The sequence below is a fragment of the Ensifer sp. SL37 genome (assembly GCF_026672675.1).
GTDB lineage: Bacteria > Pseudomonadota > Alphaproteobacteria > Rhizobiales > Rhizobiaceae > Ensifer > Ensifer adhaerens.
Genome location: NZ_JAPPRN010000006.1, coordinates 2,518,037 through 2,529,982 on the forward strand (window position 1 = coordinate 2,518,037; position 11,946 = coordinate 2,529,982).

At 63.3% G+C, this 11,946-nt stretch carries 12 protein-coding genes; 9 read left to right on the top strand and 3 right to left on the bottom strand.

Annotated features, from left to right (window positions below; genetic code table 11):
* Positions 1-41 precede the first annotated feature (41 nt).
* A complete protein-coding gene (locus OVA00_RS24260) occupies positions 42-530 on the bottom strand; it encodes a RidA family protein (RefSeq protein ID WP_060518799.1) in 489 nt (162 codons plus the stop codon).
* Between the two features lie 196 nt (positions 531-726).
* On the opposite strand from OVA00_RS24260, the gene OVA00_RS24265 reads away from it, so the two are divergent.
* The 5 genes from OVA00_RS24265 (at position 727) to sbmA (ending at position 6,270) form a co-directional block, all read left to right on the top strand.
* Positions 727-1,422, top strand: coding sequence for a TetR/AcrR family transcriptional regulator C-terminal domain-containing protein (locus tag OVA00_RS24265; RefSeq protein ID WP_268089742.1), 696 nt, complete (start codon positions 727-729; stop codon positions 1,420-1,422).
* A gap of 106 nt (positions 1,423-1,528) precedes the next feature.
* Positions 1,529-2,587, top strand: a complete 1,059-nt coding sequence (locus OVA00_RS24270) for an LLM class flavin-dependent oxidoreductase (protein WP_268089743.1) — start codon at positions 1,529-1,531, stop codon at positions 2,585-2,587.
* Between the two features lie 101 nt (positions 2,588-2,688).
* Positions 2,689-3,438, top strand: coding sequence for a type I methionyl aminopeptidase (gene map, locus OVA00_RS24275; RefSeq protein WP_268089744.1), 750 nt, complete (start codon positions 2,689-2,691; stop codon positions 3,436-3,438).
* 218 nt (positions 3,439-3,656) lie between these two features.
* Positions 3,657-4,856, top strand: coding sequence for an MFS transporter (locus OVA00_RS24280; protein WP_268089745.1), 1,200 nt, complete (start codon positions 3,657-3,659; stop codon positions 4,854-4,856).
* A gap of 154 nt (positions 4,857-5,010) precedes the next feature.
* Entirely contained in the window at positions 5,011-6,270 is a 1,260-nt protein-coding gene (gene sbmA / locus OVA00_RS24285; RefSeq protein ID WP_060518958.1) for a peptide antibiotic transporter SbmA, read from the top strand.
* 21 nt (positions 6,271-6,291) lie between these two features.
* Here sbmA and OVA00_RS24290 read toward each other — a convergent pair whose 3' ends face one another.
* Complete coding sequence (locus OVA00_RS24290) at positions 6,292-7,299, bottom strand: polysaccharide deacetylase family protein (RefSeq protein WP_083523777.1); 1,008 nt, start codon at positions 7,297-7,299, stop codon at positions 6,292-6,294.
* On the opposite strand from OVA00_RS24290, the gene OVA00_RS24295 reads away from it, so the two are divergent.
* The 4 genes from OVA00_RS24295 (at position 7,298) to der (ending at position 10,823) form a co-directional block, all read left to right on the top strand.
* Positions 7,298-7,489, top strand: coding sequence for a hypothetical protein (locus OVA00_RS24295; protein ID WP_268089746.1), 192 nt, complete (start codon positions 7,298-7,300; stop codon positions 7,487-7,489). The genes OVA00_RS24290 and OVA00_RS24295 overlap by 2 nt on opposite strands.
* 33 nt (positions 7,490-7,522) lie before the next feature.
* On the top strand, positions 7,523-8,110 hold the full coding sequence (locus OVA00_RS24300; RefSeq protein WP_268089747.1) for an NnrU family protein: 588 nt from the start codon (positions 7,523-7,525) through the stop codon (positions 8,108-8,110).
* Between the two features lie 285 nt (positions 8,111-8,395).
* Positions 8,396-9,064 (top strand): tetratricopeptide repeat protein, encoded by a 669-nt coding sequence (locus OVA00_RS24305; protein ID WP_034788954.1) that lies wholly within the window; start codon positions 8,396-8,398, stop codon positions 9,062-9,064.
* A gap of 328 nt (positions 9,065-9,392) precedes the next feature.
* Positions 9,393-10,823: a ribosome biogenesis GTPase Der gene (gene der, locus OVA00_RS24310; protein ID WP_034788953.1), complete on the top strand. Its 1,431-nt coding sequence runs from the start codon at positions 9,393-9,395 to the stop codon at positions 10,821-10,823.
* Between the two features lie 72 nt (positions 10,824-10,895).
* Here the strand turns inward: der and OVA00_RS24315 are convergent, their stop codons facing one another.
* The gene (locus OVA00_RS24315) at positions 10,896-11,813 is read right to left on the bottom strand and encodes a sugar kinase (RefSeq protein ID WP_113187196.1); all 918 of its coding nucleotides are present in this window, start codon (positions 11,811-11,813) and stop codon (positions 10,896-10,898) included.
* Positions 11,814-11,946 lie beyond the last annotated feature (133 nt).

Below are 11,946 nucleotides of genomic sequence, written 5' to 3' on the forward strand. Positions count from 1 at the left end.
CGTCCGTTTCTCCCGACCATACTCTGCCTTCCGGGCCGCCGTCAGTCGATGACAGCGACCGCTTCCACCTCGAACAGCATGCCGTCGACCGCCAGCTTGGGCACGGGTACCAGTGTCTGCGCCGGCAGCGTCGCGCCGAACATTTCCTTGACGCTGCCGGTCAGGACCTCGAGCTTGGACATGTCGTGGTCGACCACGAAGATGGTGAGCTTGGCGACCTGGTCCGGCCTTGCGCCGAGCCCCTTGAGCGCTGCGCCCAGATTGGCATAGGCCTGCTTGACCTGAACCGCGAAGTCGGGAGACAGGCCGCCGGTGCTATCCTGGCCGCCCTGTCCTGAAATGTAGGCCACCCGTGCCCCGGCAGGCACGATCACCGCGGTGCTGTAGCCATGCGGCGTCGGGTCGTAGAGGTTCTTGGGGTTGACGACCGTCAGCTTGGCCGCCTGCTCGCTCGCTGTGGCCGCCGTGGAAACGCCCGTAGTCATGATGATGAGTCCTCCGATCATGAGATGTCTGATTGCGCGTGACATGGTGTTCTCTCGTCTCCGAGGTCTGCGCGCGATGCCGCTTGCAGGCCTGCAGGTTTGACCTTTCGCCGTCGCTCTTGCTATTGACTCGTACGGCGTACGATTCATTTACATCGTACGCCGTACGAGTCAATCGTTCAGGATCGACATGCGGCGCGTTGTCGGCGTAAATCGACACTCCAATCAGCAAGGAAGACGCATGGCGGCGAAAGGGAACGGCGGGCAGGGCAAACGCTCCCAGCGGGTAGAGTCGGCAGCCCAGGCCGGGAAGAAGCCGGGCGGCGAGCCGTCCCTGTCTCTGGAGCGCATCGTGGCGACCGCGGTCGAATTGCTGGACGCCGAGGGTATCGACGGCTTGAAGATGCGCCGTCTCGCCGACCGTCTCGGTGCGGGCGTCATGAGCCTCTATTGGCATGTCGCCAACAAGGAGGAGGTCTTCGACCTGGCGCTCGATGCGGTGTTTGCCTATCGCGCCCCCCCGCAAAGGATCGAGCCCGAGGACTGGCGCAGGGATGTGGTTTACATGCTCGAAGACTGGCGCGCAATCATGCTGCGCCATCCCTGGTCGGCGTCGCTGCTGCCGCGACGGGCGCTCGGCGCGAATGTACTCGGCCGCCTGGAAACCATGAGCGAGGTGCTGTCGAGAGCCGGCGTTGCCGACGCGGACATGAATGTCGCGATCTGGTCGCTCTGGAACTACGTGCTCGGCGCCACCGTCACCCGGGCGAGCTTCGCGCTTTCGCACGCCGATCAGGCTGCCGGACAGAAGCGCCTCTCGGCGCTCAGCGAACGCTATCCGACGATCGAGCGCACGCGCCTGCTCCTGGACAGCGATTGGGATGGCACGTTCCGGAAGGGCCTCGACGTCCTGCTTGACGGTCTACCCAGAGGGTAAGGTCTCGTTCGTATGCATCCGGGAAACACAGCGTTTCCCGGATGCGCATTTGCTGCTCATGTGTGCGCCAACTATCTGTTGTGCAAACAGAAAAAGGACAGACCTCATGGAACTCGGGCTTTACACATTTGCGGATGTCGATCCGAACGCGGATCACAAGGGCAGGGAGGGCCAGCGTCGCCTCAAGAACCTTCTCGAGGAAATCGAGCTTGCAGATCAGGTTGGCCTCGATGTTTTCGGGCTCGGCGAACACCATCGGCCTGACTACGCGGCCTCCGCGCCGGCGGTCATCCTCGCGGCCGCAGCGGCAAAAACGAAGAATATCCGGCTGACCAGTGCCGTCACGGTGTTGAGCTCGGACGATCCCGTACGCGTCTTCCAGCAATTCTCGACCCTTGATCTGATCTCGGGCGGCCGCGCCGAGATCATGGCCGGTCGCGGGTCGTTCATCGAATCCTTCCCGCTCTTCGGCCAGTCGCTCGATGACTACGACCAGCTCTTTGCCGAAAAGCTCGACCTCCTGATGGCGCTGCGCGAAAGCGAAAAGGTCTTGTGGGCCGGCGAGATGCGGCCGGCGATCCATGATCGCGGCGTCTATCCGCGGCCGCTGCAGGAGGTGCTGCCGCTCTGGATCGCCGTTGGCGGCACGCCGCAATCGGTAGCGCGCGCCGGCGCGCTCGGCCTGCCGGTGGCGCTTGCGATCATCGGCGGCGAGCCGCGCCGGTTTGCGCCGCTCTTCGACCTCTACCGCGAGGCCGCGCGCCGCGCCGGTCAGGATCCGGCAAAGCTGAAAACCAGCATCAACGTGCACGGTTTCATCGCCGATACGACCGATCTTGCCGCCGACCAGTTCTACGGGCCGCAGGCGGAAGTGATGAACCGCATCGGCCGCGAGCGCGGCTGGGGACCGACGAACCGGGCGCATTTCGACCAGGCGCGCAGCCCCTCCGGCAACCTCTTCCTCGGTGATCCGGAAACGGTGGCCGAGAAGATCGTCGAGAACTGGAAGCTGTTCCGTAACGATCGCTTCCTGCTGCAGATGGCGATCGGTCCGATGCCGCACGACCAGATCATGCGCGGCATCGAACTCTACGGCACCAGGGTGGCGCCGCTGGTGCGCCAGGCGTTGGCCGAGGAAAGGGCAGCAGCGGCGGCCTCCGTCTGACCATTCGACGACCGGGGCTGGGGCCCGGCTCCGGTCGTCCCGCTCGACGCTGGTATAACGCGTTGCGACACGCTACATGTGAGCGCGAAAGCGAGACACGGATGACCCTCAACAACGAAGAAGATCTGCTGCGGCTGAAGGAAATCGGCCGCATCTGCGCCAATGCGCTGCAGACGATGGGCGAGGCGCTTGAGCCCGGCATCACCACGGCGGAGCTGGATGCGATCGGCCGCAAGGTACTGGAAGAGGCCGGCGCACGCTCGGCGCCCGAACTCTGCTACCAGTTTCCTGGTGCCACATGCATCAGCGTCAACGAGGAAATCGCCCACGGCATTCCCGGCGGCCGTGTGATCAAGGCGGGCGATCTCGTCAACATCGATGTCTCGGCTGAAAAGGACGGCATCTTCGCCGACACCGGCGCCTCGTTCCCGGTACCGCCGGTCACGGCCGCGATCGACCGGCTCTGCCGCGATGGCAAGCGGGCCATGTGGGTCGGCCTCAAGCAGGTGCGCCCCGACCAGCCGCTGGCTGCCATCGGCAACGCGATTGGCGACTTCGCCCGCAAGAACCGCTATTCGCTTGTCACCAATCTCGCCAGCCACGGCATCGGCCGCTCGCTGCATGAGGAGCCGACCGAGATCGCCACCTGGCCGGACCCGCGCGAGCGTCGCCGGATGACCGACGGCATGGTCTTCACCGTCGAGCCCTTCCTGTCGATGGGCGCGCAATGGGCCGAGGGCGGCAACGACGACTGGACGCTCTACAGCGACCCGCGCGCGCCGACGGTGCAGTATGAGCACACAGTTGTCGTCACCCGCGGCGGGCCGCTGGTGGTGACACTACCGGGCTGAATGAACCAGGGATACGGCGGCGGCCTGCAGCCTCCGTCGTCCTCCAGACGATTTTTTGCTCCATCGCCGCGATGCATGATCTGCCGCCGTGATGTGGTGCATCTCACCTTTCCGGTGATTGGTCTAAGCCATTGAAATCGGCGATCGTTCGATTTCTTCAATAGATCCTTCAATTATTGTCGTTTGTCGTGCGTCGTGTTGCGGCGCAATAAAATGATATGACCACGCTCGACCGACCGCTGCAGACCAACATCTCCGCCACCGCGACTGCCGGCGCCATCGCCATGGCTGTTGCCATGGGCTTCGGACGCTTCTCCTATACGCCGATCCTGCCGGCGATGATGGTGGATCTCGGCCTGTCGCCGGGTGATGCCGGGCTCATCGCCTCGGCCAATTTCGTCGGCTATCTCGCTGGCGCCATTCTTGCGGCCTATGGCTGGGCCCATGGGCACGAGCGGCGGATCGGTCTGCTGTCCCTCGTCGCCACGACGGCTCTGCTGGCGGCCATGGGCCTCTCGTCCTCCGTCGTCGTGCTGGCGCTGATCCGTTTCCTCGCCGGCCTTGCCAGCGCCTTTGCGATGATCTTCATCTCCGGCATCGTGCTCGGCCATGGCGTGCTTGCGCGCTCGGAACACGTGCCGGCCGTCCACTTTGGCGGCGTCGGCCTCGGCATCGCGTTTTCATCGCTTTGCGTCTGGGCGAACCCGATCGCGGGTCACGCCGGCCTGACGACCTCCATGGGCGACTGGTTTACCGGCGCGCTGGTCGGATTGGTCGGGACGATCGTGGTTGCCGCACTTCTTCCCGGCGTTCCTTCGTCCGGTTCTGGTCCGGTGCGCGAAAGGCCGCTGCGCTGGACGCGGCCGCTGACCGTAGTGACGTTCACCTATGCGCTCTTCGGCTTCGGCTACGTGATCACCGCAACCTTCCTCGTCACCATGGCGCGTGATCCGAGCGGCGGCCACAGCATCGAATTTCTCGCCTGGCTGCTGACGGGGCTTGCCGCAGCGCTCTCCGTCTATCTCTGGCGCTTTGCCGTGCCGCGCTTCGGTCTTGCCGGTGTCTACGCGATCGGCCTTCTGGTCGAGGCGGTCGGGCTGGTGCTGACGGTCAGCCTGCCTTTGCCCTACGCGCCGCTTGCCGGCGGCCTGATGCTCGGCGCAACCTTCATGATGATCACTGCCTATGGCCTGCAGATCGGCCGGAAGCTGGCGCCCGAGAGCCCGCGCAAGGCGCTTGCTTTGATGACGGCTGCTTTCGGTATTGGGCAAATCGTCGGTCCGCTGGTCGCCGGCTGGCTTGCGGAGCACACCGGCAGCTTCGCCGCACCAACCTTGATCGCGGCTGCCGTACTTTTCCTGTGCGGTGGGGTCATTGTCGTCGAGTTGAAGCGGATTTCACAGGCTTTGAGGACCTGAGCGGCGGCGAAAAAAGACCCTCCGGCACCGGCGCTCGCCTGGATGAAATAACAGTAACGTTTACATTACCCGATTGTTGACGACGGCGCTTTGCCCTAGTTTCGGCGCTTCGGGAGGCGAGTTGTTCGTCTCCACCGAAACGAGAGTGCCGCACTTGTTCCTATCCTTCTTTCCGAAGCCGAAGCTCTTCTTCATTTCCTTTGTCGTCTGGTCGCTGGTTGCCATCGCCTTCTGGTATGGGGAAGGCGAGCAACTGGGCGCAGTCTTCGGCATGCCGCCTTTGCCGTCCGACGCGCCGCCGATCGTCGGCATTTCCGCCTTCTGGTCTCCGGCCTTCCTCTGGTTCTACATCTATTTCGCGCTGGTCACGGGGATATTTGCGGCGTTCTGGTACGTCTACTCACCGCATCGCTGGCAGAATTGGTCGATCCTCGGATCCGCCCTCATTCTGTTCGTCACCTATTTTCAGGTGCAGGTCAGCGTCGCCATCAACAACTGGTATGGGCCGTTCTGGGACCTGATCCAGGCGGCGGTTTCCAAGTCAAAGGTCGTCACCGCGGAAGAGTTCTACGGCGAAATCGCCACCTTCCTCGCGATCGCGCTCGTCGCCGTGGCCGTGGCCGTCATGACGCGCTTCTTCGTTAGCCACTATATCTTCCGGTGGCGCACCGCGATGAACGAGTACTACATGGCCCATTGGGGCAAGCTGCGCCATATCGAAGGCGCCTCGCAGCGTGTGCAGGAAGACACGATGCGCTTTTCCACGACCGTGGAAGGTCTCGGCGTCAGCCTGATTGACAGCGTGATGACGCTGATCGCGTTTACGCCGGTGTTGATCCGGCTGTCCGCAAACGTCACCGAACTGCCGATCGTCGGCGCCATTCCCTATCCGCTGGTCACCGCCGCGGTGCTCTGGTCGCTGTTCGGCACCGTGTTCCTGGCTGTCGTCGGTATCAAATTGCCGGGGCTTGAGTTCCGCAACCAGCGCGTCGAGGCGGCCTACCGCAAGGAACTGGTCTATGGCGAAGATCACGCCGATCGCGCCCAGCCGCCGACCGTTGCCGACCTTTTCGAGAACGTGCGCCGCAACTATTTCCGGCTGTACTTCCACTATCTCTATTTCAACATCGCCCGCATCTTCTACCTGCAGATCAACAACATCTTTTCGCTGCTGATCCTGGCGCCGTCGATTATCGCCGGTAAGATCACGCTTGGCGCGCTGAACCAAATCTCCGGCGCCTTCGGCCAGGTCACCTCGTCGTTCCAGTATCTGGTTTCTTCCTGGCCGACGATCGTCGAGCTCCTGTCGATCTACAAGCGCCTGCGCGCGTTCGAGGCGACGATCGACGAAGAGCCGCTGCCGCATATCGATCAGAAGTTCATCGAGGTCGGTGGTGAAGAGGAACTGGCCTGAGCTTGGCCGAACGCATAGCAATCAGAAGGCGGTTCGACCCGCCTTCTTTTTTGCCTGCTCGATCAGCGGCAGCGCCTGGGCGTAGCTGACGCAGGCGACGTCGGGCTTGCCGCAGACTTCGCCCAACAGCCGATCGAGCGCGCGCCAGTAGGCGCCGCCGTTCATTTCGACGAAATGGAAGCCGAGCTGCAGCGGGATGCGGTCGCCCGCATATTCCCGGTCGAAGGCTTTCCTGTAGGCCTCGTAGGTGCGCTCCTCGAAGCGGGCGCTGTCCTTCTTGTTCTCCACACCCATGGAGTGGCGGACGAAGAGATTGTAGTCCATGCCGATGACAGGGCGCTGCGACGGCCCTTCGGGGATCAGCGGCAGTCCGAAACGCGGCAGGCCATCCTTTGTCGTCGGCCAGCCCGGACCCTTGGTCACCAGGCTTGCGTCATAGGTGAAGTTGTTCGCCTTCAGCGCCGGCAGCAGGCCGTCGCTCAGCGACAGATAGGGGGCGCGGAATCCCTTGATCCCGGTTGCGGCGAATTCGGCCCAGCCGGCCGGCTCGGCCTCGGGCTTGTCCGCCTTCTTCCAGGCGTCCTTGAGCGCCGCGTTGAAGGTCGAAAACTCGCTTTGCCAGTCGGCTTTGCTCCAGCCCTTGCCGTCGAAGTGGCCGCAGGCGTGGCTGGCGATGTCGTGGCCGTCGAGATGGGCCTGCCAGATGTGGCCGACGCGGGCCGCGATCTCTTCACGGCTCTGCGCGAAGCCGACATTCGAGCGGCCCGCCTTCTGACCCGGCGGCTTGTAGAGTGTCTTGCCGTCCGCCCGGGTCATCAGAAAGGTGCAGGAGAGGAAATAGGTGAAATGCGCACCGGTGCGCTTGGCCATCGCCAGGCTTTTTTCCCAAAGCGCGTTGTCATGCGCGCCGTCGAACGAGACGATCACCAGCTGCCTGTCACCGGCGGGCGCGGTGGCCGGCGACGCCGGCTCGGCCCTGGCAAGAGCGGGAAGAAGGGCGAGCGAGAGGGCAAGCGGAATACGGATCATGATCAACTGCACTGTTTTGGTTTTGTCGCAAATGGTTCGAAAATGCGGCAATCCTTTGATCGGTCTGGAAAAAACGCGCTATCAAGGCTACTCCATAGCAACCTGGGCGGAATCGGTCCGGGAACCGAATACACTGGAAATCAACACGCTTCAGCGGCCAACTCCCGTCTTTTCCGACGAGCGGCGCTGAGTTTGCCCGATACTCGAACAAAGCGGTGGCCCCATGGCGATACTCGTTCTCGGCATCATTCTTTTTCTCGGCCTGCATCTCATCCGCGTCGTCGCGCCCGGTTTCCGCGCCGGCGTCATCGAGCGCCGCGGCAAGGGCACCTGGATGGGGATCTATGCAATCCTCAGCCTCATCGGCCTCTGTCTGATCATCTATGGCTTCGGCCAGGCCCGCAGCGAAACGGGCATGCTCTACGATCCGCCCGTATTCATGCGCCATATCGCGCTGCTTCTGATGCTTTTTGCCTTCATCTTCCTTGCCGCCGGCTTCCTCCCGGCCGGGCGCATCGCGGTTGCGGTCAAGCATCCGCAGGTGCTTTCGATCAAGGTCTGGGCGCTGGCGCATCTGCTCGCCAACGGCGAGACGTCCTCCGTCCTGCTGTTCGGCTCGTTTCTCGCCTGGGCGGTGATCCTGCGTATCTCGCTGAAACGCCGCGAGCGGGCAGGCGAACGCGTACTGCCGGTGTTCAAATCGGCCTCCAACGACGTGCTCGCCATCATCATCGGCCTCATCGCCTACGTGCTCTTCGTCTGGAAGCTGCACGAATGGTTGATCGGCGTTGCACCGGTCGTCATGGGCTGATGCAATTTCCAGCAAAAGTGCACCGCGGTTTTGCGTCCGGAATTGCAGTAACAGAAAATTTAGAGCGACGGAGTCGGCCTCGTGTCGGCCATAGGCGCTCTAAATCGCGCCGGCCCCCTTACAAGCGCCGCAAAATCGGGTAGAAGGCGCAAAATCCATGAGAGTGCGGCGGGTGCGGCAAGGACCCCTCGTGCATGCTCGAACAGTTTGAGAGTGTCCGTTTCGCCGATCGTCATATGACCGTTGGCGCGACGGGCCAGTGTGCAGGCAAGGCCGGGGCAATAGATGGCGAACCAAGACGACAGCTTTATCCGCGAGGTCAATGAGGAACTGCGTTCCGACCAGATGAAGAGCATCTGGGCCCGCTTCGGCGGCGTCATCGTGGCCATCGCCGTGCTTATCGTACTCGGCACCATCGGCAAGGTCGGCTTCGATTACTGGCAGGATGGCGCCTCCTCGAAGTCGGGCGATGCGTTCCTGCAGGCGTTGAACCTCGCCAAGGAAAACAAGACGGACGAGGCGCTCGCCGCCTTGAACACGCTGGAGAAGGACGGCTACGGCGCCTATCCGGTGCTGGCGCGTCTGCGCGCTGCCACGCTGCAGGCGCAGAAGGGCGAGACAGAGGCGGCTGCCAAGGCCTTCTCCGCTATCGGCAAGGACAGCAGCGTCCCGGCAGCTATCCAGGAGGCAGCGCGTCTGCGTGCAGCCTACCTGCTCGTCGATACCGGCGGTTACGACCAGGTTTCGGCCGAGGTCGAGCAGCTTGCTACGCCGCAGAACAACATGCGCCACTCGGCGCGTGAAGCCCTTGGCCTCGCTGCCTACAAGTCCGGCGACTACGCCAAGGCGAAGACCTGGTTCCAGCAGATCGTCGACGATGCGCAGAGCCCACGCAACGTCACCGGTCGCGCCCAGATGCTGCTCGACGTGATCGCCGCGAGCGGCAAGGCATAAGACGACAGCCCATCCCACCGGAAGGGCACAGGGTGAAAGACCCTTACGAATCAGCGCATGATCCCAATGTCGGTCTCGACCTTGGGATTGTGCGCTAAAGCGTTTAAAGCAGTTTCAGCAAAAGTGCTCAGCGGTTTTGCGTCCGGAACTGCGAGAGACAAGGCAAGCAGTTCCAGCAAAAGTGCTTAAGCGGTTTTGCGTTCGGGATTGCCGAGTACAATCGCAACAGTTCCTGCTGGAACTGTCGCTGCCAGATGCGGCAGAAAACGAATTTATGAGCGCAGCCGCGTTGTTGGCAGCAGCGCTCCAAGCGGAAACGGATAGATCCATGAGCTTCACCGTCGCCATCGTCGGGCGTCCCAATGTCGGCAAGTCCACCTTGTTCAACCGTTTGGTCGGCAAGAAGCTGGCGCTCGTCGACGATACGCCGGGTGTCACCCGCGACCGTCGCCCGGGGGACGCCAAGTTGATCGATCTGCGCTTCCGCATCATCGACACGGCCGGTCTCGAGCAATCGGGACCCGACACGCTGCAGGGGCGCATGTGGGCGCAGACCGAGGCCGCGATCGACGAAGCCGATCTTTCGCTGTTCCTGGTTGACGCAAAGGGCGGACTGACGCCGGCAGACGAGACGCTTGCCGAAATGCTGCGCCGCCGCGGCAAGCCGGTGGTGCTGGTCGCCAACAAGTCGGAAGCACGCGGTTCCGATGGTGGCTTCTACGATGCCTTCACGCTCGGCCTTGGCGAGCCGTGCCCGATCTCGGCCGAACACGGCCAGGGCATGCTCGATCTGCGCGACGCGATCGTCGCTGCGATCGGCGAAGACCGGGCCTACCCGCCGGAAGACGACGTGGCCGAAACCGATATCGATCTGCGCCCCACGTTCAAGGACGACGGTGAAGACGAAGAGGTGGAGACCGCCTATGACGAGACCAAGCCGCTGCGGGTGGCGATTGTCGGCCGGCCGAACGCCGGCAAGTCGACCCTGATCAACCGCTTCCTCGGCGAAGACCGGCTGCTGACGGGTCCGGAAGCCGGCATCACCCGCGATTCCATCTCGGTCGAATGGGACTGGCGCGGTCGCACCATCAAGATGTTCGACACTGCCGGCATGCGCCGCAAGGCCAAGGTTCAGGAGAAGCTCGAGAAGCTCTCGGTCGCAGACGCGCTGCGCGCCATCCGCTTTGCCGAAACGGTGGTCATCGTCTTTGATGCAACCATTCCCTTCGAGAAGCAGGATCTGCAGATCGTCGATCTCGTGCTGCGCGAAGGCCGGGCGGCCGTTCTCGCGTTCAACAAGTGGGACCTGGTCGAGGATTGGCAGGCGGTGCTTGCCGATCTTCGCGAAAAGACCGAGCGGCTGTTGCCGCAGGCCCGCGGCATCCGTGCCGTGCCGATTTCCGGTCACACCGGCTACGGCCTCGACCGGCTGATGCAGGCGATCATCGAGACCGACAAGACCTGGAACCGCCGCATCTCCACCGCGCGGCTCAACCGCTGGCTGGAATCGCAGACGGTTCAGCATCCGCCACCGGCCGTTTCCGGTCGCCGGCTCAAGCTCAAGTACATGACCCAGGTGAAGGCGCGCCCGCCGGGCTTCATGATCTCCTGCACGCGGCCGGACGCGCTGCCGGAGTCCTACGTGCGCTACCTGATCAACGGTCTGCGTAACGATTTCGATCTGCCGGGCGTGCCGATCCGCATGCACTTCCGTTCGGGCGACAACCCGTACGAGTCCAAGGCGAAGAAGCGCCGCTAAAGAGGGAGCGGAAAACCAAACAGGCTTTCCGTCTGCATCCTTCCTAAAGTTCCTGAAAAGTGACCCCGCCGCTCACGCGGCAGGCAGCTTCTCCCGCGCCACGAGCGCGCCGTGATGGCCGATGACACCGGCAGCGACGCTTGCCGCAAAGGCGGCGGCCTGGGCCGGCTTGTCGCCTGCCACCAGGCGGGAGACGAAGGCGCCGTTGAAGCTGTCGCCGGCGCTGGTCGTATCGACCACGCGCTCGACCGGGGTCGCCGGCACATGCTCAACCGGGGCATCGCCGAAGGCGAGCGTCACACCCTTCTCGCCATCCTTGACGACGAGGTTGGTGGCGCCCAGGCTCTTGTAACGGGCAATCGTCGCGTCGATCGAAGCATCGCCGAAATGGGTCATCTCGTCGTCGAAGCTCGGCATCACCAGGGTCGCGGCGCGGGCACCGTCGGTCAGCGTGCGGCGCATGCGCTCGGCATCGTCCCAGAGACGCGGGCGAATGTTCGGGTCGAAGACCACCGTCTTGCCGGCAGCCTTGGCGCGGCGCAGCTCCGACAGCAGCGTTTCTACGGCATCGGGCGCAAGGATCGCCAGCGTGATGCCCGAGAAGAGGATGAGGTCGGAGCTTTCGATCGCGCGACGCAGATACTCGGCGTCGTCCGCGAGCAGCTTGGCGGCCGAGTGCGAGCGCCAGTAGGAGAAGCTGCGCTCGCCATCCTTCAGGTGGATCATATAGAGGCCTGCCGAGCGGTTCTCGATGCGGCGGACGGCCGAGGTGTCGATCGCTTTTTCCGCCATGAAGGCCAGCATCTCGTCGGAAACCGTGTCGGTGCCGACGGCGGAGCAATAGGCGACGGTCCAATCAGCAGGCATGAACAGCCGCGCATAGTAGGCGGCGTTGAACGTGTCGCCGGCATAGCCTTTGCGCAAGAGCCCGCCTTCCGCCTGCATGAGCTCGACCATGCACTCCCCGATCGCAAGCATCTTTCCGGCCAACGGCTTTCCTCCTCACAAGATTTCGCCTGAGACGGGATAAGGGTCTCGATCGTTCTCGGCAAGAGATAGTTTCCGGCTGCTCGGTGGCGATCGGTGCGTGGCGGTGAATGGCGTTTACTCCAGCGCCGGGCAA